Origin of the sequence: Micromonospora sp. DT201 (genome assembly GCF_049841575.1) — a bacterium.
Classification (GTDB): domain Bacteria; phylum Actinomycetota; class Actinomycetes; order Mycobacteriales; family Micromonosporaceae; genus Micromonospora.
The window spans coordinates 58,823-83,001 of record NZ_JBNCKP010000004.1 but is presented as its reverse complement, the minus strand read 5'-3'; the positions used below and the strand labels follow the sequence as shown (position 1 = coordinate 83,001).

At 71.6% G+C, this 24,179-nt stretch carries 20 protein-coding genes; 9 read left to right on the top strand and 11 right to left on the bottom strand.

What is annotated here, in order from left to right; translation table 11 throughout:
* Positions 1–9: 9 nt before the first annotated feature.
* From ACLQ28_RS09830 to ACLQ28_RS09810, 5 genes are all read right to left on the bottom strand, one after another.
* Positions 10–1,854 (bottom strand): S9 family peptidase, encoded by a 1,845-nt coding sequence (locus tag ACLQ28_RS09830; RefSeq protein ID WP_425685908.1) that lies wholly within the window; start codon positions 1,852–1,854, stop codon positions 10–12.
* Positions 1,855–3,633 carry an N-acetylglutaminylglutamine amidotransferase gene (locus ACLQ28_RS09825; protein WP_425685907.1) on the bottom strand — a complete coding sequence of 593 codons (1,779 nt, stop codon included), beginning with the start codon at positions 3,631–3,633 and terminating at the stop codon, positions 1,855–1,857.
* Positions 3,634–3,732: 99 nt separating this feature from the next.
* Positions 3,733–6,402 carry a glutamate--cysteine ligase gene (locus ACLQ28_RS09820; RefSeq protein ID WP_425685906.1) on the bottom strand — a complete coding sequence of 890 codons (2,670 nt, stop codon included), beginning with the start codon at positions 6,400–6,402 and terminating at the stop codon, positions 3,733–3,735.
* Positions 6,403–6,628: 226 nt separating this feature from the next.
* Positions 6,629–7,231 (bottom strand): dihydrofolate reductase family protein, encoded by a 603-nt coding sequence (locus ACLQ28_RS09815; RefSeq protein ID WP_425685905.1) that lies wholly within the window; start codon positions 7,229–7,231, stop codon positions 6,629–6,631.
* Between the two features lie 135 nt (positions 7,232–7,366).
* Positions 7,367–7,570, bottom strand: a complete 204-nt coding sequence (locus ACLQ28_RS09810) for a TetR family transcriptional regulator (protein ID WP_425685904.1) — start codon at positions 7,568–7,570, stop codon at positions 7,367–7,369.
* A gap of 32 nt (positions 7,571–7,602) precedes the next feature.
* Between ACLQ28_RS09810 and ACLQ28_RS09805 the strand changes: the two genes are divergently transcribed.
* Positions 7,603–8,580, top strand: coding sequence for an aldo/keto reductase (locus tag ACLQ28_RS09805; RefSeq protein ID WP_425685903.1), 978 nt, complete (start codon positions 7,603–7,605; stop codon positions 8,578–8,580).
* Between the two features lie 195 nt (positions 8,581–8,775).
* On the opposite strand, the gene ACLQ28_RS09800 is transcribed toward ACLQ28_RS09805, so the two are convergent.
* Entirely contained in the window at positions 8,776–9,312 is a 537-nt protein-coding gene (locus tag ACLQ28_RS09800; protein WP_425685902.1) for a DNA glycosylase AlkZ-like family protein, read from the bottom strand.
* 258 nt (positions 9,313–9,570) lie between these two features.
* Between ACLQ28_RS09800 and ACLQ28_RS09795 the strand changes: the two genes are divergently transcribed.
* The 3 genes from ACLQ28_RS09795 to ACLQ28_RS09785 all read left to right on the top strand — a co-directional run bounded on the left by ACLQ28_RS09795 (position 9,571) and on the right by ACLQ28_RS09785 (position 12,096).
* Positions 9,571–10,515: an RNA polymerase sigma factor gene (locus ACLQ28_RS09795; RefSeq protein WP_425685901.1), complete on the top strand. Its 945-nt coding sequence runs from the start codon at positions 9,571–9,573 to the stop codon at positions 10,513–10,515.
* Positions 10,516–10,629: 114 nt separating this feature from the next.
* Positions 10,630–11,514: an alpha/beta fold hydrolase gene (locus ACLQ28_RS09790; RefSeq protein WP_425685900.1), complete on the top strand. Its 885-nt coding sequence runs from the start codon at positions 10,630–10,632 to the stop codon at positions 11,512–11,514.
* Positions 11,515–11,634: 120 nt separating this feature from the next.
* Positions 11,635–12,096: a DUF5709 domain-containing protein gene (locus ACLQ28_RS09785; RefSeq protein ID WP_425685899.1), complete on the top strand. Its 462-nt coding sequence runs from the start codon at positions 11,635–11,637 to the stop codon at positions 12,094–12,096.
* A gap of 54 nt (positions 12,097–12,150) precedes the next feature.
* Here the strand turns inward: ACLQ28_RS09785 and ACLQ28_RS09780 are convergent, their stop codons facing one another.
* Positions 12,151–13,731, bottom strand: a complete 1,581-nt coding sequence (locus ACLQ28_RS09780; protein WP_425685898.1) for a DHA2 family efflux MFS transporter permease subunit — start codon at positions 13,729–13,731, stop codon at positions 12,151–12,153.
* A 221-nt stretch (positions 13,732–13,952) separates the two neighbouring features.
* Entirely contained in the window at positions 13,953–14,801 is an 849-nt protein-coding gene (locus ACLQ28_RS09775) for a LysR family transcriptional regulator (RefSeq protein WP_425685897.1), read from the bottom strand.
* A 137-nt stretch (positions 14,802–14,938) separates the two neighbouring features.
* Here ACLQ28_RS09775 and ACLQ28_RS09770 point away from each other — a divergent pair, with 137 nt between their 5' ends.
* Positions 14,939–15,670, top strand: a complete 732-nt coding sequence (locus ACLQ28_RS09770) for an SDR family oxidoreductase (RefSeq protein ID WP_425685896.1) — start codon at positions 14,939–14,941, stop codon at positions 15,668–15,670.
* Positions 15,671–15,835: 165 nt separating this feature from the next.
* On the opposite strand, the gene ACLQ28_RS09765 is transcribed toward ACLQ28_RS09770, so the two are convergent.
* Complete coding sequence (locus ACLQ28_RS09765) at positions 15,836–16,669, bottom strand: AraC family transcriptional regulator (protein WP_425685895.1); 834 nt, start codon at positions 16,667–16,669, stop codon at positions 15,836–15,838.
* A gap of 50 nt (positions 16,670–16,719) precedes the next feature.
* On the opposite strand from ACLQ28_RS09765, the gene ACLQ28_RS09760 reads away from it, so the two are divergent.
* Entirely contained in the window at positions 16,720–17,142 is a 423-nt protein-coding gene (locus ACLQ28_RS09760; protein ID WP_425685894.1) for a DUF2000 family protein, read from the top strand.
* A 96-nt stretch (positions 17,143–17,238) separates the two neighbouring features.
* Positions 17,239–18,852, top strand: a complete 1,614-nt coding sequence (locus ACLQ28_RS09755) for a ricin-type beta-trefoil lectin domain protein (protein WP_425685893.1) — start codon at positions 17,239–17,241, stop codon at positions 18,850–18,852.
* A 62-nt stretch (positions 18,853–18,914) separates the two neighbouring features.
* Here ACLQ28_RS09755 and ACLQ28_RS09750 read toward each other — a convergent pair whose 3' ends face one another.
* Positions 18,915–21,449, bottom strand: a complete 2,535-nt coding sequence (locus ACLQ28_RS09750) for an ABC transporter permease (protein WP_425685892.1) — start codon at positions 21,447–21,449, stop codon at positions 18,915–18,917.
* Complete coding sequence (locus ACLQ28_RS09745; protein WP_425685891.1) at positions 21,446–22,204, bottom strand: ABC transporter ATP-binding protein; 759 nt, start codon at positions 22,202–22,204, stop codon at positions 21,446–21,448. Before ACLQ28_RS09745 ends, ACLQ28_RS09750 begins: the two co-directional genes overlap by 4 nt.
* 145 nt (positions 22,205–22,349) lie before the next feature.
* Between ACLQ28_RS09745 and ACLQ28_RS09740 the strand changes: the two genes are divergently transcribed.
* Positions 22,350–23,543 (top strand): sensor histidine kinase, encoded by a 1,194-nt coding sequence (locus tag ACLQ28_RS09740; protein WP_425685890.1) that lies wholly within the window; start codon positions 22,350–22,352, stop codon positions 23,541–23,543.
* Positions 23,540–24,178: a response regulator gene (locus ACLQ28_RS09735; protein WP_425685889.1), complete on the top strand. Its 639-nt coding sequence runs from the start codon at positions 23,540–23,542 to the stop codon at positions 24,176–24,178. Before ACLQ28_RS09740 ends, ACLQ28_RS09735 begins: the two co-directional genes overlap by 4 nt.
* The last annotated feature ends 1 nt before the right edge of the window (position 24,179 follow it).

Genomic DNA, 24,179 nt, shown 5'->3' with positions numbered 1-24,179 from the left:
GATATCGCCTCAGCCGACGGTGGACGCGATCGCGGCGAGGTGCCGGGTCAGCCAGGCGGTCGTGGCCGTACGCGCCGCCTCCTGGTTGGCACGCGCCAGAAAGTCGTGCCCCTCTCCGGCGAGCACCAGGTGCCCGTGCGGCACGTCCCGAGCCGCCAACGCCTGCGCTACCTGCGCCGACTCGCCAGCCGGCACGTTGGTGTCGTTGGCGCCGTGGATCAGCAGCACCGGCACATCCAGCCGGTCGATGTGGGTCAGCGGCGACAGGTCGCGCAGCAACGTCCCGTCACGCTCCGGGTCGCCGTACTTGCTGACGGCGGCAGCGGCGATCCACGGTTCGGTGCCGGCGAAGAAGGTACGAAAGTCGGAGATGCCGCACTCGGCAACCCCGGCGGCAAACAGCCCAGGAAAGTTCACCAGCACCGCGAGGACCAGGTAACCACCGTAGGAACGGCCCAGACAGCCGAGCTGGCCGGGCCGGGCGACGCCACTGTCGACGAGGAAGTCGGCGCAGGCCGCCACGTCGGCGATCGCACCGTAGCGACCCGCGAGGTTGTCGGCAGCGACGAAGGAGCGACCGAACCCGGACGATCCCCGGACGTTGGGCGCGAAGACCGCGACGCCCTGCGCCACGAGGGCCTGGAACAGCGGGTTGTAGCCGGGGCGTTCCTGCGCCTCCGGGCCACCGTGCAGGCTGATCGCGGTCGGCCAGGGGCCCGGCCCGGACGGGCGGTACAGCCAGCCGGAGAGCGGCAACCCGTCGCGGGCACGCAGGTCGACGAGTTGCGGCGCGACGCCGCTGCCGCCCGTACGCCTTGGGCCCGGCCGTAGCGGGCGCAGCACCCCGGTCGACGGATCGACCAGCCAGACCTCCCGCGGCTGCACCGGCCCCTGCGCGGTGAGGCAGAGCAAGTCGCCGCCAGCGGCGAAGACGGCGTCGTCGAGCACCTCCCCGGGGGCGCCGACGGCACGTTGTACGCCGTCGACGAAGTTGAGCAGGCTCAGCTCGCTGCGCCCGCCGTAGGTGTTCCAGAGCAGCGCGGCACGGTGCCCGTCCACGCTCGGCGCCACATGCTCCAGCTCGGCGTCCGGTCGCCAAGCGAGCCGGGTCGGCGTCTGCTCCGGTCGGGTCAGATCGACCCGCACCAGCGCGGCGAGCTCCGAAAACGCGTCGGTGCGAGCCAGCACGCTCGTTGCGTCCGGGCCGAACCAACCCTGGTCGGTGCTGCCCCGGCCGGTGTCCGGGATCAACCGCCGCCGAACACCCGTCGCCACGTCGAGCAGCTCCAGCCAGCGAGCGTTACGCGGACCGCGGCGCAGCAGTGCGGCGCTGGCGTCCGGAGTCACGTCCAGGAGCGTGAGCAGGTCACCCTCGGCGAGCACCCGCCGGTGCCCGGTGTCCGCGTCGACCAGGACGGCCCGACCTTGCTCGTCGGTCTCGGTGACCGCCATGACCGCGCCGTCGGCCAGCCAGCCGGCCAACGCGGCGCTGCGGCGGCCGAACCCGGCGACCTGGCTGCGTCGCGAGCCGTCCGGACGCAGAACCCACAGCTCGGTGCGGGGCGCTCCGCCGGGGGCGATGACGCAGGCCAACCACCGCCCATCCGGGGACCAGCTCAGTGCGAGCACCGGCTCATCGCCAGTAGGCAGCGCAACGGCCTCGGCGGCGTCGACGTCGCGAACCCAGACGCCCGGGGTTCCGGCCCGGTCGGAGAGGAACGCCACCCGGCGGCCGTCGGGGGACGGCGCGGGCGCGAAATCCTCGCCGGCCGGCAGCAGCGACGGCGGCGCCGGCCGGTGACTCGCGGGTCGGGCCCGTCGGGTGGTACGCGGCACTTCGGTCCGTACGCTCATCTAAACCCCGATCCGCTGCAACCAGAGCTCCAGCAGCCCGAGCTGCCAGAGCGCGTTGGAGCCCAGCGTGGTCCGCCGGGCGTTTGGCGCGTCCAGCAACTCCTCCAGGTAGTCCTTGCGAAACAGGCCCCGCTCGCGCGCCGGTCGGGCGGTCAGCGCGTCCCGGACGTCGTCGAGCAGTGGGCCGGAGAGGTGCCGGATGGCGGGTACCGGGAAATAGCCCTTCGGCCGGTCGATCACCTCGTCCGGCACGATGCCCCGGCTCGCCGCCTTCAGCACGCCCTTGCCGCCCTGCGCCAGCTTCAACGCGGGCGGGCAGGCCGCCGCCAGCTCGACCACCTCGTGGTCGAGGAACGGCACGCGGGCCTCCAGCCCCCAGGCCATCGTCATGTTGTCGACCCGCTTGACCGGGTCGTCGACCAGCATCACCAGGCTGTCCTGGCGCAGTGCCGCGTCCAGCGCGGTGTCCGCGCCGGGCGCGCCGAAGTGTGCGGCCACGAACTCCAGGCTGGCGTCGTGGTCGAGCATCCACTCGGGCGCCAGGTGCCCGCCGAGCGCATCGTGGCGACGGTCGAAGAACACCCGGGCGTACGCCTCGACGGCGTCTGCCCGGGCCACGTTGGCCATCGGTGGGTACCAGTCGTAGCCGGCGAGGATCTCGTCGGCGCCCTGCCCGGACTGCACCACCGTGATCCGCTGCGAGACCTCCTCGGAGAGCAGGTGGAACGCGACGCAGTCGTGGCTGACCATCGGCTCGCTCATCGCCGCGATGGCGTCGTGCACGGCGGGCACGAACCGGCTCGCGCCGATGCGGATCTGCTGGTGGTCGGTGTCGAAGTGGCGCGCCACGAGGTCGGAGTAGTGGAACTCGTCGCCGCTCTCCCCCGCCGCCGCCTCGAAGCCGATGCTGAAGGTGGCCAGCCCGGTCTGGCCCTGCTCGGCCAGCAGGGCGACGATCAGGCTGGAGTCGAGGCCGCCGGAGAGCAGCACCCCGACCGGCACGTCGGCGACCATCCGTCGGCGTACGGCGGTGCGCATCGCCCCCATGATCCGTTCCTGCCACTCGTCGGCGGACATCGGAGCGACGGCAGCCCGGTTGAACTCCGGCTGCCAGTAGAGGGTGTCGGTGCTCCGGCCGTCCGCGGTGATCACCCGCACGGTGGCCGGTGGGAGCTTGCGGACCCCGGCGAGGATCGTGCGCGGCGGGGGCACCACCGAGTGGAAGGTCATGTAATGGTGCAGTGCCACCGGGTCGAGGTCGGTGTCCACGTCACCGGCGGCAAGCAGCGCCGGCAGGGTGGAGGCGAAGCGGACCCGGCCAGGCCCCTGCGCCAGATAGAGCGGCTTGATGCCGAGCCGGTCGCGGGCCAGGACCAGGGTGTGCGTGGCGATCTCGACCAGGGCGAACGCGAACATCCCGTAGAACCGTTCGACGCAGGCGGTCCCCCACCTGTGGTACGCCCTGAGGATCACCTCGGTGTCCGAGGTCGACCGGAAGGAGTAGCCAGCGGCGATCAGCTCGTCGCGCAGCTCCCGGTAGTTGTAGATGCAGCCGTTGAAGACCACCGCCAGACCCAGCTCGGGGTCGACCATCGGCTGAGCGCCGGCGTCGGAGAGGTCGATGATGCGCAGCCGGCGGTGCACCAGAGCCACCGGGCCTTGCTGCCATCGGCCCTCGCCGTCCGGGCCACGGGAGGCCAGGACGGGAAGCATCCGCTCGACGGCGGCTTTGTCCGGTGGTGCCCCATCGAAGCGAAGCTCCCCTCCAATACCACACATAGCACACACCTCTCCTCGGCTCGGGTCCGCTCGGGCCGCTGATCGGTCCAGGCTTGGCGGACCTGGTTGCGTCCCGATGACGTGCAGGTCAAGCGTGGGTTACACCGAATTCTGCTCGGTTCCGTCGAGCAGCCAGGTGTCCTTCGACCCACCGCCTCGCGAAGAGTTGACGATCATGCTGCCGGCCGGCGCCACCCGGGTCAGCGCCACCGGCGCGACCTCGGCCTTCTCGCCAAGGAACACGAAGGCCCGCAGGTCGACGTGGCGGGGAGCAAGAGCGGTGCCGTCGAATACCGGGTGGGTGGTGAGCGAGATCGTTTCCTGGGCGATCCACCGGTGCGGGGCTGCGAGGATCTGCTCCCGGACGGCGTCCAACTCCTCCGCCTCGGCCCGAGGGCCGATCACCACCCGGTCGCCGCCGTACCCGTCGACCGGCTTGAGCACCAACTCCTCGAGCCGACCAAGCACCTCGGCCCGCTGCTCGGGCAGCCCGCACAGATAGGTCGGCACATCCCTCAGCAGAGGGCTCTCGCCCAGGTAGTACTCGATCAGCCGGGGCACGTACGCGTACAGCGCCTTGTCGTCGCCGACACCGTTGCCGAGTGCGTTGGCCAGCGTGAGCCGCCCGGCGTGCACTGCGGCGAGCAGCGGCCAGCCCAGCGGCACCCCGTCAGCGCCCGGGGCGTGCAGCAGCGCCTCCTCGTCCATCCGCAGGTAGATCACGTCGATCTGGCTACGGCGGCCCTCCCGGACCAACCTGACGCGGCCGTCCTCCACCAGCAGGTCGCTGGTCTCGGTCAGCGGCACCGCCATCTCGTCGGCGAGCAGCCGGTGCTCGAACCACGCCGGGTCACCCGGACCGCCACTGAGCACCACCACGGCGGGATCGTCGGCCGCGGGGGGCGCGGCGGCGACCAACGCCCGATACAGCATCGCTGGCGTCTCGTCGGCGGGCAGCAGATCCTCCGGCACCGGCAGCTCCGGCAGCACCGCCTGGGTCAGCCGGCGGTTCTGCACGGCGTAGCCGATCCCGGAGGGCACCCGCAGGTTGTCCTCCAGCACGTACCAGCCACCGCTCGGGTCCCGGACGAGGTCGGTCCCGGACACCTGAGCCCGAGTGCCCCGCCGGCCCATCAGCGCGCCGGTCGGGCGCAGCCCTGGTGAGGACTCCACCACCCACGCCGGCACCACACCGTCGGCCACCACCGCCCGGTCGCCGTAGACGTCCCGCAGGAACGCATCGAGGGCGCGGGCCCGTTGCACCAGGCCGGTACGCAGGGTCCGCCAGTCGGCGGCGGGCACCACGCGGGGCACCAGGTCGACCGGGAAGAGCCGGGTGCTCGCCTCGCCGGCCACGCTGAACGTCACGCCTCGCGCGCGCTGCTCCTCGTCCCGGTCGTGCTCGCGCTGACGCAGGGCGCCGGCACCAAGGTGGCGCAGGGCCGCCAGCATCGGGCCGTACGCCGGCTCCGGTCCGGTCGGCCCGAAGACCTCGTCTCCGGCGTCGGCGTACGTGGGCAGCGCTGGCGGTACGGGCGCACCGAGCAGCGGGCCTCGGACTCGGCCCCGGGTCTCGTCGAGCAACAGGTCGACCACGTCGGCCAGTCGGCCGCGACGCTCGTACGCCCGCCGCTGCCGCGCTGCGGAGCTGCCGCGCTCCAGCGCGTACCGGGTCAGTTGGCGGATCTGCTCCCAGTCGCCGGTCGCCTCCAACTGCGGGCGCAGGTCGGTCACCAGACGGCGGACCGCCTCGGCAGCCGGCACCGGTCGAGCCGACCGGGGCAGGTCGAGCAGGTCACCCTCCAGTCCGGAGCGGGCCGCCCGCCAGACGGCGGCGCGCAGCACCGGTGGCCGCACGGCCGTGCGCTCCACCCCGGCGCGCACGGCGGCGACCTCCCGCCGGACGAGCGCCCGGAACAGGCCGGTCAGCAGGACGATGGTCTCCACGTCGGCGTTGGCGTCGGTGATCCGCAGCTCCACCGTAGGCACGTGAGCCGACGGCCGGACATCGAAGTAGATCATGGCCGGGTCGGTGATCGTGCCGGAGGAGATCAGCTCGGCGACCAACGCCTCGTGGTCCGCCGCGCTGGTCACCTCACCCGGGTCACCTGCCGTCGGCCAGCGCTGCCAGACCAGCGACCGGACGCTGGCGTAGCCGCTGTCCTGGCCCATCCAGAACGGCGAGCTGGTGGAGAGGGCGAGCAGCACCGGCAGCCACGGCTGGACCCGGCGGGTGACCGCCACCGCCAGATCCCGGTCCGAGACTCCGACGTGCACCTGCGCACCGCAGATGAGCTGCTCCCGGGCGAGCATCTGATACTCGTCGAGCATCCGCCGGTAGCGGGAGGTGGGAGTGACGCTGGGGTCGCCGTCGGCGCGCAGCGGGACCGTACCGGCTGCCACGATGCCCAGCCCAGCCCGGTCGGCGACCTGTACGGCCAGCTGGCGCAGCCGGGTCAGCTCGGTGCGGATCTCGTCCAGGGTCCGGCATACCGCGGTGTTGGTTTCGACCACGCTGCGGTGCAGCTCGGCGGTGAACGAGTCGGCCGGCAGCCGGTCGAGCAGTTCACCGGCCCGGGGCACCAGCTCCCGGGTGTGCAGGTCGACGACGTGGAACTCCTCCTCCACACCGATCGTGGCCAGGTCCGCCGGGTCGCCGTCGTCCAGGGACGCGATCGGGTTGGTGCGCGGTGCGGGCAGCGTCCGGCCATTGCCGGACCGTCCAATCGGCCCGTCGAACGTCGCCGCGTTCGTGGTGTTGTCGGCCATGGTCACCCCGGTTCGCGATATCGGTGGTCTTGACTGTCCGACGAGCGTTCCCAGGTTTGGTACCGGCGGTGTTTCCGGTGCGTTAAGGTGACGCACCGTTCTATCGGCGCTGGTCAGCGATGCGCGCGGCGGGAGCAGACACCGTCGTGGTCGGCGCGGAAGGCTGGCACGTGTCGCGGGTGGGGTCGGACCGGGGCCGGCCCGGACGGACCGGCCCCGGGACGGGTCAGGCTGCGGGGCGTACCCGGTAGGCCAGGTGGGTGACGCCGGTGCCCTCGACGACGTTGATCGGCCCGTCCAGTTGCAATGGGGCGATCTTCAGGTCGGCGAAGAGCGGGATGCCGGCACCGAGCACAACCGGGACGAGGTCGACGTGCACCTCGTCGAGCAGGCCGGCCTCGACGACCTGGGCCGCGATGGTGCCGCCATTGACACCGACCTCCTTGTCACCGGCGAGTGCCTTCGCCCGGTCGATGGCGCTCTCGATGCCGTCGGTGACGAAGACGAAGGAGTCGCTCTCCGGCTCCCAGCCCTCCGGAACGCTGTGCGTGACCACCACGACGGGCAGGTCCATCGGATGCCGGCCACCCCACCCGCGGGTCATGTCGAAGAGCCGCCGGCCGACGACCAGCGCACCGGTCCGCTCGGTGAGATCTCGCAGGTGCTGGGCACTCGCGGCGGACGTCCGGAAGGTCATCTCGGGATTGGCCGTCGGCGTCTCGACGTCACCGTTGTTGTACCACTGGAAGAGGTACTCGAAGCCACCGTGGGACGCGTCCGCGATGTAGCCGTCCAACGACATCGTCGCCCCGGTCGTCACCTTCGTCATCGATCCACTCCCTGGTCTGTGCTGGGTCAGCCTGCCGGCGGGGCCGGATGTGCTCGGCCCTCAACCCATGGTCGAAGCCGGCCCGGCCGTCCTCGACACGTCCGCCAAACTTTTTCCAGCGTCAGCTGTCATCGGTCAGGGGCGCAGCGCGTTGAGCACCAGGTCGGCGTAGCGGCGCCACACCGCCGGGTCGCGCTCGTCGAGCACGATGAGCTGCCGAACCGCCGGGCGGACCTTGCCGGACGACCGGGCCGCCGCCACGAGCTGCCCGATCAGGCCTTCCTTGCTCGGGTAGCTGCGGTAGACCGTCGCACGGCCCACCCCGGCTCGCTCCGCCACCAAACGGCCGAGGTGGTCGTAGCGTGGGGTGCATGCGAACCACCACGCTGAGCAGCGCAGGTCCCGAAGTCGGCGTCATCGGCCTCGGCTGCATGGGCATGAGCCACGGATACGACATCACCGGCCCTCGCGACGACGACACGTCGATCTCTGTCATCCGACAGGCACTGGACCTGGGTGCCACGCTGATCGACACGTCGGACGTGTACGGGCCGTACACCAACGAGGAACTGGTCGGGCGAGCGCTGGCCGACGGTCACCGGGAGCGGGCCGTTCTGGCGACGAAGGCCGGCCTGGTGGCCACCTCCCCCACCGGTGGCCCCGGCAACTCACCGAAGATCGGCAACAACGGCCGGCCGGAGCACATCCGAGCGGCGATCGACGACAGCCTGCGCCGGCTCGGCACCGACCACGTCGACCTCTACCAACTGCACCGCGTCGACCCGGAGGTGCCCATCGAGGAGTCCTGGGGTGCGATGGCGGAGGTGGTGACCGCGGGCAAGGCGCGACAGATCGGCCTGTCCGAGGTGACGGTGGCCCAGATCCAGCGGGCTCAGGCGGTGCACCCGGTGGCGTCGGTGCAGTCCGAGCTGTCGCTGTGGACCCGCGACCCGCTGGCCGAGGTGCTGCCGTACTGCGTCGAGCAGGGCATTGCCTTCCTGCCGTTCTCCCCACTCGGTCGCGGTTTCCTCGCCGGCCGGTTCACCTCGTTCGACGATTTGCCCGCCGACGACTTCCGCCGTGGCCTGCCGCGTTTCCAGCAGGACGCGCTGCGCGCCAACCTCGCCATCGTCGCCCGGGTTCGGGAGATCGCCGACCGGGCTGGCGTCAGCCCGGCGCAGGTCGCGCTCGCGTGGGTGGTCGCCCAGGGTGACCAGGTCATTCCGATCCCCGGCACCAAGACCCCGAAGTACCTGGTGGACAACTGCGCCGCCGGCGACGTACGGCTCAGCGCCGAGGACCTGGCCGACCTCGACGCGCTGCCCGCGCCGGAGGGCAGCCGCTACTGACGCGGCATCGACCGGGAGCGGTTCACCAGGCCGTTCCCGGTCGGTCCGGCCGACGCAACGGCACCGGCGGGCGCCACAGGTCCGCCCGACGCATCGGCACCGGCGGGCGTCACAGGTCCGCCCGACGCATCGGCACCGGCGGGCGTCACAGGTCCGCCCGGCGTAGGCACTGCGCGCCGCGTCAGGCGGATGCCCTCAGGCATGCGGGCCAACGGAGACCGTGCCGATCGTCAGTGTCGGCTTTGCCTCCAGGATCACCCCGACCCGCTCGGCCTCCTCCTCCAAGGCCCGCCGGTGGCCGGTGCCGAGCGCCCCCAACGGCTCGACCGTGATGTGGATCGTGCGTCCGGAGCGACGCTGGTGCCACACTCCGGCGACCGTGCCGTCCACGAGCAGCACCGGATAGTTGCCGGCCTGCCCACCGGCCAGCGCCCGCTCGGCGGCGGCACCGGGAAAGAGTTGCTCGCGTGGGTGGCAGCCGACCGCGTACGCGTCGAAGTAGGGCAGTATCCGTAATTCGGATGGCTGGTCGTCCGGAAAGTCGGTGTCGCCGGCGGCCACCCACGCCCGTTGGCCGGCCACGGTGACCTCGGCCAGATCCAGCGACTTGAACACCCCGGTCGCCCACCGCTCGGTCGCCGACAGCCACTTGGCGAACTGGGCCGGAGCGGCCGGCCCGTACGCGTAGAGGTAGCGGCGGACGGACACCTGCGCCCAGCTCAGGTCGGTCATCGCAGACTCGTGTCGTCGGCGCGGATGCCGGTCGCGCGCGACCACGGGCCTTTGACAGCGCATGTCCTCATGCCGCCCACGCTACGACCGACGTACGTCACTTTCCGCCAGCCGACGTCGGCAGCCGGGTGCCTTCAGGGTGCCGGCCTGGCCGGCGGCGCGATCACCCGTCGTAGGCTGTTAGCGGTGGCGGCACCGAGCAAACCACCCGAAATGCCTCAGGTGGACCGCCCCGGGACGCGCAGGGAGGATGTACCCGTGACGCAGGGTGACGCGGAGCTGGTTACGCTCGCGCAGGCGGGAGACGCGGCGGCGCTCGGTGCGCTGCTGGCCCGTCACGAGGCCGCGATGCGGGCCGTCGCGCTGAGCATCCTCGGTTACGGACCCGACGCCGAGGACGCGGTGCAGGACGCGATGGTGGTGGCGTTACGCCGCATCAGCGAGGTCCGTGACCCGGCTGCCGTCGGCCCCTGGTTGCGTGCCATCGTCCGCAACAACAGTCGAATGACGTTGCGCGGGCCCCGAGCCGTCCCGGTCGGCGAGCCGGAGTGGTTCGCTGGCCCCGCCGACACGCCAACCCCCGAGGAGGCACTGGACCGGGGCGCGATGCGCGACTGGGTGTGGCACGCGATCGGGCAACTCTCTGAAACCGACCGGCTGGTCACCCTGCTGCGGCACTTCAGCGACGCGTCCTCGTACGAGCAGATCGCGGCCGTTTGCGGCGTGCCGGTCGGCACCGTCCGCAGCCGCCTCAGCCACGCCCGCCGTGCGCTCACCGACGGCCTGCGGGCGGCGGCGAGCGCGGCACACACCGACATCACCGCGACGAACGACTCACGGTGGCGTGAGGGCCGCGACATGATGGCCACCGCGATGAGCGGTGACTTCGACCAGGTGGTCCGCGAGAGCTGGTGGCCGAACGCCGAGATGGTCGTGCCGGGTGGCCCGCGCGGCGGCCGTGATCTGGCTGTCAACGGCATGAACTTCGACCTGACGGTCGGGGTACGCCAGCGGCTGCGCAACGTCGTGGCCAGCGGCGACGTGCTGATCTGGGAAACCGACCTGATCAGCCCACCCGACGACCCGGAGCACTGCCCACCAGGGGCGCTGTGGTTGCAGGTGCTGCGCGAGGGCCGGGTGCGCCAACTCACCCTCTTCCACCCCGTCGCGGCGCGGGCGATCCGCCTGCCATCCCTGGTCTGAGAAAAATTTTTCGGAACGAGCGAACTTTCTCCCCGACCCACGCATCTGGTTCGCGTCATGCACCAGTCGCCGTGTCGGCACACGCCCCGCGGGTCTCGGATCGGGAGATAGTTCATGGGTTCCACCAGCCACGACGTCAGCGCCCTCGCACCGGGCGCCCACTCGTTCCTCGTCGACGGCGTTCGGCAGGTCTACCACGTCGCCGGCAGCGGTCCGGTGTGCGTGGCGCACTCCGGCGGCCCTGGCATCGAGTGGGCCTATCTGCGGACGCCCAGCCTGGAAGAACACTTCACGATGGTGTACGTCGAGCCGGTCGGGACGGGCGCCTCGGGGCAACTCGACAACCCCGACGACTACCGTCTCGACACGTATGTCCGGTTCCTCGACGCCGTCGTCCAGCACCTCGACGCACCCCGGGTGTACCTCCTCGGGCACTCGCACGGCGGTTTCGTCATCCAGAGCTACGCCCTCGCACACCCGGACCGGGTCGCCGGACTCGCCCTGTACGACACCTCGCCCGTCACCGGCGGCGAGTTCTGGGCCGAGGCGATGGCCGCGCTCACCGCGTACCCGCAGCGGCACCCGGACCGGCCGGAGGCGGCTGCCGTCCCGGCCGCCTTCGGGCAGATCGGTGCTGCCACCGACGACGAGTCGTTGGCTGTCGCCCTGCGCGCCGCCCTTCCGGTCTACTTCGCGGACTTCTGGGGCCGGCAGGACGAATTCGCACCGTTCCAGGCCGCTGTCCGGATCTCGTTGACGCCGGCGAGCGCGCAGGATCCCACGCCCTTCGACGTGCGGGAGAACCTGGCTGAGATCACCGTGCCCGCCGTGGTGATCGTCGGCGCGTACGACTTCATCTGCCCCCCGCACCGCGCCGAGGAACTGCACGCGGGCCTCAAGGACTCGCGGCTGGTGCTGCTGGAGAACAGCGGGCACTTCGGGCACATCGAGCAGCCGGCAGAGTTCACCCAGGCCGTGGTGGAGCTGCTGCAGCGCTGAACCTCGCTCGGCGACGTGCCCCGAGGTCCGTTCGTCACAGCGGGCAGGCCTCGGGATGCGGATGCGTTGGACCGCCATAGGCTTGATCCATTGCTGCATCGTGACGAAGAGGAGACCACCGTGAGCCAGACCGAGCGGATGGATTCCGTCGACGAGTGGAACGTGGCTGAGGATGATGGCGTCCTGGACGCGTCCGACACGCTGGACGACGACCGGGTCGGTGACCCACTCGACACCGGCATCATCGCCGAGGACCACTGGACAGCGGCGAACCGGTTCGGCACCACGCCCGCCGAGGAACGGGCGGGCGAGTCCTTGGAGCAGCACCTCGCCCAGGAGGTGCCCGATGTCGACCCGTACGCCGAGGGCGGTGACGACGAGGACGAACTGACCCGCCGGGGGTACGAGGCCGAGGCACGCGCGGGCCGTCTCGTCGCGTACGACGAGGGCGTTCGTGAGGATGACGAAGCCGAGTCGGTGGCCTGGGACGCCGGGATCGACGCGGGTGCCGCCAGCGCGGAGGAGGCGGCGATCCACGTGGTCGACGACCCGGACGGCTCCGGCGACGGCCCGTTGCGCTGACGCCGTACCCGCCGCGCTCGGCACCTCGCGGGGTGCCGAGCGCGGCGGGATCGGTCAGTGGATGACGACGGGCGTCTTGACCTGCTCGCCCTGCACGTCGTCGAGCTGCGCCGGCTGACGTCGGCGCGGCAGCAGGGCCGCCGGGACGAACGTGAGCAGGACCAGCGCGAACGCGACCCAGAACGTGGTGGCGAACGACTTCGCGGCGAAGTCGAGCCCGCGTTCGATGAGCGACGGGTCCACCGGCATCTGCTGGAGCAACTCCGGCCGCTGCTGGGAGGCGATCGCCAGCCCGGCCTCGGTGATCGGCTTGCCGCTCTCGTCCACCAGGCCCGGGATCGGCCGGGAGCCGTTCAGCTCGTTGGTGAGGATCACCGACATGACGGCGGCGCCGACCGAGCCGCCGATCTGCTGGAGGATGTTGACAAGCGTCGAGCCGCGCGCCACGTCGTTGGCCGACAACGTCCGTAGCGCCGACGTCATGATCGGCATCATCGTGCCGCCCATGCCCAGGCCCATCACGAACAGCGAGCCTTCGAGCAGCAGGTACGAGGTCTGCGGGTCGACCTGGGTGAAGCCGAAGAACCCGACGACGATGAGCGCCAGCGCGAACGGGACGGTCCGCCCGATCGGCACCCGGTCGGCCAGAATGCCGGCGATCGGCATGGTGAGCAACGCGCCGATGCCCTGCGGGGCCATCAGCAGACCGGCGGTCAGCGTCGTCTCGCCACGCACCTGCAGGAAGTAGCTCGGGAACAGTAGGCCGGCGCCCATGAACGCGATGATGAACACGAACAGCGTCACCGACGCGATGGTCAGGCTGCGGTTGCGGAACAGCCGCAGGTCGAGCAGCGGGTGCCGGGGCTTGAACGAGTAGAGCACGAACGCCACCACCAGCGCGCCGCCGACCAGCATCGGAGCCCACACCTTGGTCGCGGCGAAGGTGCCCGCCTCCGGCAGCGACGACACGCCGTAGAGGAAGAGGGCGAGGCCCGGCGAGAGCATCAGCATGCCGACGAAGTCGAACGACTCCGACGGCTCGGGAGCGTCCTTCGGAAGCGCCATCTGCGCATAGATCAGGGCGACGACACCGATCGGCAGGTTGATCAGGAAGATCCAGTGCCAGCTCGCGGTGTCGATCAACCAGCCGCCGAGGATCGGGCCGCCGATCGGCCCGAGCAGCATCGGAATGCCGAGGACGGCCATCAGCCGGCCGATCCGGTGCGGGCCGGCCGCGCGGGTCATGATGGTCATGCCCAGCGGCATGAGCATGCCGCCGCCGAGGCCCTGCAGCACCCGGTAGCCGATCAGCTCGCCGATCGTGTCGGCCGTGGCGCAGAGCCCCGACCCGATCGTGAACAGGGCCAGCGCCACCATGTAGAGCCGTTTGGTGCCGAACCGGTCCGCCGCCCACCCGCTCAGCGGGATCACGGTGGCGAGCGCGAGGGTGTAGGCGGTCATCGTCCACGCGACGCGGGCGTAGGACGCGTCGAAATCGTTCTGGAATGTGGGCAGCGCCACGCTGACCACCGTCACGTCGAGGATCGACATGATCGCGCCAAGGACGACGACACCCGCCACCTTGAGCACTGCGCCGTCGAGTTTGTCCGATGTCGCGACGGATTGCTGTGTCACTAACTCTCCTGAAGTCGATTGATCCGGCCGAAGGTGGGCGGTGGCGGCAATGCCGCGCCTACCGGGCGCGGGGCGCAACGTGCCGTGGCAACGACGCGCGGAGGCAGACTAACTGCCAGTTGTGACGATCTGCTGCCGGTTTTCGTGACCACTCGGCCACGTATCCGAACGGCTGTCCTATTGCACCCGGTCGTCGGGGTGGCGATCAGCCAGCAGCGCAGTTAGAGGCGGACCGCGGCCCGGATCAGCCCGGCGAGGGCCAGGGATCGACTGTGCGGCGGCCACGCGATCACCGTCGTGACGGTTGGCGCGTCCGACACCGGCACAGCGGCGAGGTCGCTGCGCAGGTCGGCCCGGCACGACTCGGGCAGGACCGCCGACGCCCGGCCGAGCGCGATCAGCTGGTACAGCTGCGTGTTGTCCCGTATCTGCGGTCCGGGTCCGTCCGGGTACGTGCCGTCGGGGCCTGGGCGGCGTGGCGGCGGCAGGCCGGGCAGCGCGGCGACGTCGGCCATCCGCACCTGGGCCTGGGCGGTGAGGGGGTGCCCGGCCGGCAGGACCACCACCTGCCCCTCCGTGCGCAACTCCTCGGTGTCCAGTCCGACCGTCGAGTTGAACGGCCGGTGCAGCAGCGCCACGTCCGCCCGCCCGTCACGCAGCAGGCGCTCCTGCTCGCCCATCCCGCACAGCAGCACCTCGACGGGGACCGCGCCGGGCTCGGCGGCGTACGCGTCAAGCAGCTTCGACAGCAACTCGCCGGACGCTCCGGCCTTCGTGACGAGGACCAGGCCGGGTTGGCCGGCTCCGGCGAGGGCGGCGCGGCGGGTACGGCGCTCGGCGGCCTCGACCGCGTCGATGGCCGCCCGGCCCTCGACCAGCAGCACCGAGCCGGCCTCGGTCAGGGCGACGGTGCGGCTGGTGCGTTCCAGCAGCGCCACCCCGAGGCGCCGTTCCAACTGCGCGATCGCACGCGACAGCGGCGGCTGCGCGATCCCGAGCCGCTGCGCAGCGCGCCCGAAGTGCAACTCCTCGGCGACAGCGACGAAGTACCGCAGCTCACGCGTCTCCATGCCGCAACGGTACCGGCGGCACGGCCCGTGCCGCCGGGGCCCACACCTGCGGTGGGGCCTCGATGGATACCCGCGAGGTATCGGTGCCCACTCAAACGGTGTTGGTGGCCTGCTGGGGCGCGGACAGGATCGGATGCATGAGCCAAACGACAATCGCGCTGGTCACCGGCGCGAACAAGGGAATCGGGTACGAGATCGCGGCCGGCCTGGGCGCCCTCGGGTGGAGCGTCGGGGTCGGTGCCCGAGACGACGCGCGCCGGGAAGCCGCCGTGGAGAAGTTGCGCGCGGCCGGCGTCGACGCGTTCGGTGTGCCGCTGGACGTGACCGACGATACGAGCGTGGCCGCCGCCGTCCGGCTGGTCGAGGAACGTGCCGGTGGCCTCGACGTACTCGTCAACAACGCCGCCGTAACCGGCGGTATGCCGCAGGAGCCGACCACAGTCAGCCTCGCGGCCGTGCGGACGGCGGTGGAAACCAACGTGATCGGCGTCATCCGCGTCACCAACGCCATGCTGCCCCTGCTGCGCCGCTCGGCGTCACCGCGGATCGTCAACATGTCCAGCGGCGTCGGCTCCCTCACCCGGCAGACCGCCTCCACCGACGAGCTCACGACGGGCCCGCTGTCCGTCGCGTACGCGCCATCGAAGACGTTCCTCAACGCCGTCACCATCCAGTACGCCAAGGAGCTACGCGACACGAACATCCTGATCAACGCCGCCTGCCCCGGCTTCGTCGCGACCGACCTCAACGGCTTCCGCGGCGTCCGTACCCCGCAACAGGGCGCGGCCATCGCGGTCCGACTCGCGACCCTGCCCGACGACGGGCCTACCGGCGGGTTCTTCGAGGACGCCGGTGTGGTGCCCTGGTGATCAACGGGTCGGCAGCTGGACAGCACGCCGACCGCAGAGCTGAGCCGTCTCTAGGGGCCTCGCCGATCTTGCAGTTTCGGTTGTCAAAATGGGTGAGATGCCCGTTGTGTCGGGACAGAAAGCGCAAGATCGCGGAGCAGGGACAGTCCGGTCTGCTGCTCTCCGTCATCGGCGGCCAGCTCGTCTGACCCCGGCGCTGGGCGCACCGAGGTAGCGGGCCGGGCTGACGCCCAGGTGCCGCCGGAAGTGGCGGGTGAGGTGCGCCTGATCGAAGAAGCCGGCCGAGGCGGCGGCCTCGGCCGGCCGTTGCCCGGCGAGGAGCAGGCGACGCGCCAGCTCGACCCGGCGACCGGTCAGGTACGAGTGTGGCGGCAGTCCGTGCACGTGGGTGAAGGTGCGGACCAGGTGGGTCGGGTGGGCGTGCAACAGCTCGGCGGCCTCGCCCAGCGTGACGCCCTCGGTGGTCCGGGCGTCCAGCAGCTCACGTAGTCGGACCGCGAGGCCGTTCGCGGGGGGTTGAACGCTGGCCGAGGCGCGCTGGCGGAGCTGTTGGCGCAGCCGGTCCAGGATGAGCGCGAGCCGACTCTCGGCCTCGAACTCGTCGCCGGGTGCGGTGAGCACCTGGTGCAGGTGGTCGATCCGGTCCCGGAGCTGCGGGTCGGCCAGGCCCGGCTCGTCGACGGCTCGGCCGACCAGCTCGGCACCGAGCGCCGAGGTGTCGAGGTACAGGACCCGTTTGCGGAAGCCGTTCGAGGTGGCGGAGCGGCCGTCGTGCGGCACGTACGGCGGCAGCAGGGTGACCGACGTGCGCAGCGCGCCGTGTCGGTGTCGATTGAGGTCGAAGCGGACCGCGCCGTCGTCGACGATCAACAGCGTCCACACGTCGTGGACGTGCCGCGGGTAGGCGTGATCCACGAAATGGGCGTGGAAGACCTCGGCGACCCCGGCAACCGCGGGTCGCCACGCGCTGACGTGCGAGCCCGCCGGGCGGGTGGCCACGCTAAGAACGTACAAGACCGGTCGGCGTCGCGAGGGGCAGGCTCGACGCCATGACCGAACCGATCCGTTTTCCCACCAAGATCGCCGTGCTGCTCCGCAACGACCTGGCGAGCTGGCAGCGGCTGAACGTCACCGCCTTCCTGGTCAGTGGCATCGCGAACGCCGTGCCGGAGCTCCTCGGCGAGGAGTACCGCGACGCGGACGGCACTCGGTATCTGCCGATGTTCGGCCAGCCGGTGCTGGTCTTCGCCGGCGACCGGGCGGCGCTGGTTGGCGCGCACTCGCGCGCGCTCACCCGCGGGTTGCGTCTGTCGATCTTCACGTCCGAGCTGTTCGCCACCGGCAACGACCGGGACAACCGCGCCGCCGTGCAGGCGGTCGACCGGGACAAGCTCGACCTGGTGGGGTTGGCGCTGCACGCCCCACGCAACGTGGTGGACAAGGTCGTCAAGGGCGCGACCATGCACCCGTGACCGCTCCCGGCATGGCGAAGACATTGATATCGATGCACATGACTGTAATGATTAACACACTTTACAGTTGGCTTCGCCGCTCGGAAGGACCCCGACATGGCGCGACGATTGGCCGGGCCCGCGCCCCGCCGCCCCCGCATCCGCTTGACCGCCGCGCTCGCGGCGGCCGTGCTCGCCGTACCGACAGGCCTGGTGGCCGGCGCCTCACCCGCCGCAGCAGCCGCAACCGGCACCATCACGGGGTACGGCGGCAAATGCGTCGACGTGGCCGCCGCGAACCCGGCCAACAACACCCCGGTTCAGCTCTACACCTGCAACGGCTCCGCCGCTCAACAGTGGACCGTGGCCGACGACGGCACGATCAGGTCGCTCGGCAAATGCCTCGACGTCGCCGCCGCCAGCACCGCCAACGGCGCCCGCGTGCAGATCTACGACTGCAACGGCACCGGCGCGCAGCAGTGGTCGCCCAGCGCCGGGCAACTGGTCAACCCGGCCTCCGGCAAGTGCCTCGACGCGACCGGCCCCAGCTCCGCCGACGGCACCCCCCTGCAGATCTGGAGCTGCACCGGCACCGCCAACCAGACCTGGACGGTGCCCACCGGCGGTGGCACGACGCCACCTCCGTCCGGTGGCTTCACGCACCCCGGCGTGCTGGTCAGCCGAGGTCAGCTCGACTTCGTCCGCGGCCGGGTGCAGGCCGGCGCGCAGCCGTGGGCACCGGCCTACAGCCAGATGATGAGCAGCCGGTACGCCTCGCTGACGCGCACGCCGGCACCCCGCGCGGTCGTCGAGTGCGGGTCCTACTCCAACCCCAACAACGGATGTACGGACGAGCGGGAGGACGCGATCGCCGCGTACACCGACGCGCTCGCCTGGTACGTCACCGGAGACGCCCGGTACGCACAGAAGTCGATCCAGATCATGGACGCGTGGTCGGCCACCATCACCGCGCACACCGGCAGCAACGCACCCCTGCAGACCGGGTGGGCCGCCTCGGTCTGGCCCCGGGCCGCCGAGATCATCAAGTACACGTACACCAGCTGGCCCAACGCCAACCGCTTCGCCATCATGCTGCGCAACGTCTACCTGCCGGTGGTGCGCAACGGGTCGAACAGCAACGGCAACTGGGAACTCACGATGATGGAGGCGGCCGTCGGCATCGCCGTCTTCCTGGAGGACCGGACCGCGTACGACGCGGCGGTCACCCGCTTCCTCAACCGGACCCGCGCCTTCGTCTACCTGCCCAGCGACGGCGCGCTGCCCTACACGGTGCCCGGCAGCGGTCTCGACACCAGCTCCGAGATCATCGGCTACTGGCAGGGCCAGTCCACCTTCGTTGCCGGCCTCGCGCAGGAAACCTGCCGCGACTTCGTCCACACCGGGTACGGGATCTCCGCCATCTCACACGTCGCGGAGACCTCCCGCATTCAGGGACGGGACCTGTATCCCCAGGTCGGCGAGCGGTTGCGACAGGCGCTCGGCTTCCACTCGCGCTACCAACTCGGCGAGGCGCCGCCCTCCTGGCTCTGCGGCGGCAGCCTCACCCGAGGCCTTGGCCCGATCACCGAGGTCGGCTTCAACGCGATGAGCACCCGGCTGGGCAACGTCATGACCAACACGCAAACCCTCACGCTGCAACAGCGTCCCGCCGGCAGCAACAACCTCTTCGTCGCCTGGGAGACGCTGACCCACGCCAACAACCCCAACTAACCGTGCCGTCGTGGGTCGGCGCCGAGATGCCGGCGCCGACCCACGATCCAGCGTGGCAGTGCTCAGCCGTCGGCCCCCAGTGCCACCACCGGGCTGACCCGCGACGCCCGCCGGGCCGGCAGCACCCCGGCCAGCGCGGTCAGCACGACCAGCGTCACGAAGAGCCCGACCAGCGGCAGCACCGGCACGGTCAGCGGTGCGTTGATCCCGAGGGTCTGCACCGCCAACCAGGCGTACGGGATGCCGAGCAGCAGACCGACGGTCGCTCCGATCACCCCGTAGAGGCCGGACTCGACGGTCAACATGGTGCGCAGGCCGGTCCGGGACAGGCCGATCGCCCGGAGCAACCCGGACTCGCGTACCCGCTCCACCACCGAGAGCGCGGTCGTGGAGCCCACGCCGACGACCGCGATCAGCACGGTCAGGCTGACCAGACCGACCGCGATCCAGACCAGGCTGCTCACCAACGTGTCGTTGCGGTCGCGCTCGTCGGCAAGCACCACGAGGCCCACCCCGGCGCTGCCCCCGATCGCCTGCCGCAGCGCCCGCACACCGGCGGTGCGACCGTCCTCGCCGGAGCCGGCGGCGTCGGCCAGCAGACCGTTGTACGCGGCCGGCACCCCGAGCCGGTCCAGGTCGGTCGGATCGGTGAGGATGCCCTCGTGCAGCGGGCCCGAGTCGGGCAGGACCGCGGCCACGCGGACGTCTACGGTCTTCCCCGCCAGGGCGAGTGCGGCGGTGTCGCCCGCCCGCAGCCCGGCGTTTCGGGCGACCCAGCGGCCGATCACGATGCGGCCCGGTCCACGGTCGGCCAGGCTCCCCTCGGCAACGTCCAGGTCCTTGGTGGTCGGCATCGCCGCCAGATCCAGGTCGGTTGTCGAATACGAGGATTCGGCATCGCCGAGGGGGTCAGTGCCGCGCAGCAGCGTGACGTCGCCGACCCGCCGGTACGGCACCACTCGGGCCAGCGCCCCGCGCGCCTCCTCGACCCGGGTCACGACAGCCGCCGGCAGTGGCTCGCCGTTGGTGGTGACCTCGAAGTCCGTCGGTGCGGAGAGCGCCAGCTCACGTCCGGTGAGGACCTGCAGCGACGCTCCCCCGATGACCACCCCGGCGATCAGGGTCACGCCGAGCGCGACCACGACGGAGACCGCGGCCGCGCGGCGCGGCGCCCCACCGATGCCGCCGACCGACATCCGTCCGAGCGGTCCGAGCTGACGCAGCGGCCAACCCACCACCGCCAGCACCGGCCGCACCAGCAGCGGCCCGAGAGCTACCAGCGCGAAGAACGCCAGCGAACCGGACCCGACCAGCAGGAGCATCGGCATCATCGGGTTGAAGGACTCCTGCTCCGGTGTCGGCAACTGGCTCCACGTCCCGACGGCGGCCAGCACCGCGCCCACCGCCAGCAGCAGCCCGAACACGAGGCGCAGCGCCCCGATGCCGCGCCGGCCGGCGGTGGTGCTCGCCGTGCGCAGTGCCTCCAGCGGGGAGACCCGGGCGGCGGAGAAGGCTGGCGCCAGCACGGCCAGCACAGTGATCACAACGGCGCCGATCACCACCGCAACCGCCGCCCCGAGTGGCAGGCCCGGCGACGAGACGTCCATGCCGGACGCACGCAGGATCGCCGGCAGGGCGTACCCGACGGCGAGGGCGCTGGCGACCCCGACGACGCCGGCGACCAGACCGGTCAGGGCTCCCTCGGCGGTCAACGCCGCCACCAGGGTCCCCCGACTCGCGCCGACCGCCCGCAGCAGCGCGAGCTGCCGCATCCGCTGGGCGAAGACGATGCGGAAGGTCGAGGTGACCACCAGCGCCGCCGCGGCGACCGCGATGGCGACGAAGATGCCGACCAGGACGAAGAGCCCCCTGACCTGCTCGGCCGCCGCGTTGGCCTCGGCGTCGCGTACCTCGGCGCCGGAACGGATCGGCTGCCCGGCCGTGACCGCGGCGGTCACCCGTTGGTGGACGGCCTCCGCCGACTCGCCCGAGGCCACCCGCAGATCGATGCGCTCCACGGCGGTCAGGTGCGCCCAGGCGATCACGAGACTGTCCGGGGCGTACGCGTCGTAGCCGGCATCGGCGTCCGGTTCGACCACACCGGTCACGGTGAGCGGGGCGGGCGCGGTCAGCTCACCGCCCGTGCCGGTGGTCGTGGTGCCGACCGAGAGCCCGAGCCGCTCAGCGGTACGCGGGGTGATCGCGATCTCGCCGGGCTGGTCCGGGTAACTGCCCTCGATCACCCGGACCGTCGCCAGCGGGCCGACGCCCGGATCGGCCTGCAGGTTGAGATACCCCTCGCCGATGGACATCCCGACCGTCACCCGGCCCAACGCCTCGACCACACCTGGCACGGCGCGGACGTGCTGCAGGTCCGTCACGGTGGGTGGCGGCAGGTCGGGGTTGCCGACCACCAGGTCGGTGGCGGCCGGGGTGCCGCTCAGGTTGTCCCGCACGGTCTGCTCGGTGATCTGCTGCACCAGCACGGTGCCGAAGACGACGAACGACGCGACCAGGATCGCCAGGCCGGTCAGGATCAGCCGGCCGGGCCGTCGGGCCGCGGCGCTGGTCTGGGTACGCAGCAGGGTCGCCCTCATGCGCGGGCCGCCAGATCACGCAGCGCGTCGGTGACCGACACCTGGTTCGGCTTGTCGATCTCGCCGGCGACCCGTCCATCGGCGAGCAGCACCACCCGGTCGGCGTACGCGGCGGCGATCGGGTCGTGGGTGACCATGACGACGGTCTGGCCAAGGTCGCGTACCGAGTCGCGCAGGATGGTGAGCACCTCCGCCCCGGAGCGGGAGTCGAGGTTGCCGGTCGGCTCGTCGGCGAAGACCACCTCGGGCCGCGCCACCAGGGCCCGGGCCAGTGCCACCCGCTGCTGTTGGCCGCCGGACAGCTCGCTGGGCCGGTGGCCGAGGCGGTCACCGAGACCGAGCACCCGCACCAGATGCGCGAGGAGTTCAGCGTCGGGCTGCCGGCCGGCGAGGTCCAGCGGCAGGGTGATGTTCTGCGCGGCGGTGAGCTGCGGCAGCAGGTTGAAGGACTGGAAGACGAACCCGATCCGCTCCCGGCGTACCCGGGTCAGAGTCCGGTCGGACTGGCCCGTCAGCTCCGTCCCGCCGAGCAGGACGCGGCCGGAGGTGGCCGTGTCGAGGCCGGCGAGGCAGTGCATCAGGGTCGACTTGCCGGACCCGGACGAGCCCATGATCGCGGTGAACTCGGCCCGGCCGAAGCCGACCGAGACCCCGTCCAGGGCACGGACCGCGGTGTCGCCGCTGCCGTACACCTTCACCAGGTCGACCGCGGCGACCGCGGCGTGGCTGGTCGCCGGCGGGGCGTGGGTTGTCATTGTTCCTCCAGTGGCTGCGATGTGACCCGGGAAGCGTCGCCGCCACCGGTGGGTGGGCGCATCGGCCCGTGGCCGGGTATCGCCAGCGTCGGGTCTGTCTTTCGGCCGATCTGCAAGCGCTCTCCGCTGGCTACGCTGGGTCATCATGAGCACGCCGGATCTTCGTCGTTGGTGGGTACGCCTGGCCCAGGCCGCCGGCCTGCTGACCCTTGGTCTGCTCGCCCTCTTCGACTTCCGGTTCGGCGCGCCCGAGAGCCTGGCCGCTCTCCTGCTTCTGCTGGTGCGCATGGGGCTGGCGGTGGCGACGGTGCCGCTCTGGCTGCCGGTGCACCGGCTCGGTTCACGGGTGGTGCCGCTGGCCGCGTTGGCGCTCGCCTGCGCCTCCCTGGCCGTGACCGCGGCCATCCTGCTTCTCTCCGGCAGCAGTTACCTGCTCGGCGGCAGCTGGGGGCTCGCCGAGTCGGCCGGGCTGATCGGGGTGGTCTTCGTGGTCACCCGCTGGGGCGCGCCCCGGCTCGCTCCGTGGGCGGCGGTGGCCATCGGACTGGCCGTCGCCGCGTTGCCGCTGCGCTCCGGCACCGAAGACCTGCTGGTGATCTTCGGGCTGCTCCAGGTGCTCGCCGCGGCCGGTGCCGCCGGGGTGGGGCTCTACCTGCGGATCATGGCAGCCGGTCGGGATCGGGCCATCGCGCTGGTCCGGGCCGAGCAGCGCGCCGAGTTCGCCCGCGACCTGCACGACTTCATCGCCCACCACGTCACCGGCATCGTGGTGCAGGCACAGGGTGCCCGGTTCGTCGCCGAGCAGGACCCGCAGCGGGTGATCGTCGCCCTGGAGCAGATCGAGCAGGCCGGCGCCGAGACGATGGCCTCGATGCGGCGGATGGTCGGGATCCTGCGTAACCCGAACGCCCCACCGGACGTGCCGCTGGCCCCACTGGCCGGCGTGACCGAGTTGGAGCCGCTGCTGACGGGGTTCAACGGCACGGCGAGCGCCCCGGCACGGCTGCACGTCGACGGCGACCTGAACGGGCTGCCGGTGGAGGTCTCGACCTCGGCGTACCGGGTGGTGATGGAGGGGCTGACCAACACCCGCCAGCACGCGCCAGGCGCGCGGCGCGTGGACGTGGCCGTGCGACGTACCCCCGATTGGTTGCTGGTCCGGGTGGCCGACGACGGCGCGGCCGGGCGCATCGCGCCGGCCCGGGGGCACGGCTTCGGCCTGATCGGCCTCACCGAGCGGGTACGCGCCCTCGGCGGCACGATCAGCGCCGGGCCCGGCGTCGCCGGTGGCTGGGTGCTCGATGCGGCGTTTCCGCTGCGCACGGCGGTAGGGCGATGATCCGGGTGTTGATCGCCGACGACCAGGCGATGGTCCGGACCGGCTTCGGCATGATCATTGGTGCGCAGTCGGACATGGAGGTGGTCGGCGAGGCCGCCGATGGGGTGGTCGCCGTCGAGATGGCCCGACGACTACGCCCGGACGTGGTGCTGCTGGACATCCGGATGCCTCGCCTCGACGGCCTCGAAGCACTGCGGCTGCTCGCCGGGCCGGGCGTCGCCGACCCGATCCGGGTGGTCGTGGTGACGACCTTCGACCTCGACGAGTACGTGCACACGGCGCTCTCCAACGGTGCCTGCGGTTTCCTGCTCAAGGACTCCGGCCCGGCCCTGCTGGTGGAGGCGGTCCGCGCGGCCGTGTCCGGCGACGCGCTGATCAGTCCCTCCATCACGGTACGGCTGTTGCAGCACCTCAGCTCGCCCGCCCCGGCGCACGACGACAGCGGGCTGTCACCACGGGAACTCGACGTCGTGAAGCTCGTCGCCCGCGGCCTGACCAACGCCGAGATCGCCACCCAACTCTTCATCGCTGTCGGCACGGTCAAGACCCACCTGGCGAGCGTGCAGATGAAGCTCAAGGCCCGCAACCGGGTCGAGATCGCCGCGTGGGCCTGGGAACGCCGCCTCCTCGGTTAAA

Bases quoted from the DNA above. Each gene is read 5' to 3' on its own strand.
- ACLQ28_RS09830 (WP_425685908.1), bottom strand. From the start codon at position 1,854: ATGAGCGTACGGACCGAAGTGCCGCGTACCACCCGACGGGCCCGACCC.
- ACLQ28_RS09825 (WP_425685907.1), bottom strand. From the start codon at position 3,633: ATGTGTGGTATTGGAGGGGAGCTTCGCTTCGATGGGGCACCACCGGAC.
- ACLQ28_RS09820 (WP_425685906.1), bottom strand. From the start codon at position 6,402: ATGGCCGACAACACCACGAACGCGGCGACGTTCGACGGGCCGATTGGA.
- ACLQ28_RS09815 (WP_425685905.1), bottom strand. From the start codon at position 7,231: ATGACGAAGGTGACGACCGGGGCGACGATGTCGTTGGACGGCTACATC.
- ACLQ28_RS09805 (WP_425685903.1), top strand. From the start codon at position 7,603: ATGCGAACCACCACGCTGAGCAGCGCAGGTCCCGAAGTCGGCGTCATC.
- ACLQ28_RS09800 (WP_425685902.1), bottom strand. From the start codon at position 9,312: ATGACCGACCTGAGCTGGGCGCAGGTGTCCGTCCGCCGCTACCTCTAC.
- ACLQ28_RS09790 (WP_425685900.1), top strand. From the start codon at position 10,630: ATGGGTTCCACCAGCCACGACGTCAGCGCCCTCGCACCGGGCGCCCAC.
- ACLQ28_RS09775 (WP_425685897.1), bottom strand. From the start codon at position 14,801: ATGGAGACGCGTGAGCTGCGGTACTTCGTCGCTGTCGCCGAGGAGTTG.
- ACLQ28_RS09770 (WP_425685896.1), top strand. From the start codon at position 14,939: ATGAGCCAAACGACAATCGCGCTGGTCACCGGCGCGAACAAGGGAATC.
- ACLQ28_RS09760 (WP_425685894.1), top strand. From the start codon at position 16,720: ATGACCGAACCGATCCGTTTTCCCACCAAGATCGCCGTGCTGCTCCGC.
- ACLQ28_RS09755 (WP_425685893.1), top strand. From the start codon at position 17,239: ATGGCGCGACGATTGGCCGGGCCCGCGCCCCGCCGCCCCCGCATCCGC.
- ACLQ28_RS09750 (WP_425685892.1), bottom strand. From the start codon at position 21,449: ATGAGGGCGACCCTGCTGCGTACCCAGACCAGCGCCGCGGCCCGACGG.
- ACLQ28_RS09745 (WP_425685891.1), bottom strand. From the start codon at position 22,204: ATGACAACCCACGCCCCGCCGGCGACCAGCCACGCCGCGGTCGCCGCG.
- ACLQ28_RS09740 (WP_425685890.1), top strand. From the start codon at position 22,350: ATGAGCACGCCGGATCTTCGTCGTTGGTGGGTACGCCTGGCCCAGGCC.
- ACLQ28_RS09735 (WP_425685889.1), top strand. From the start codon at position 23,540: ATGATCCGGGTGTTGATCGCCGACGACCAGGCGATGGTCCGGACCGGC.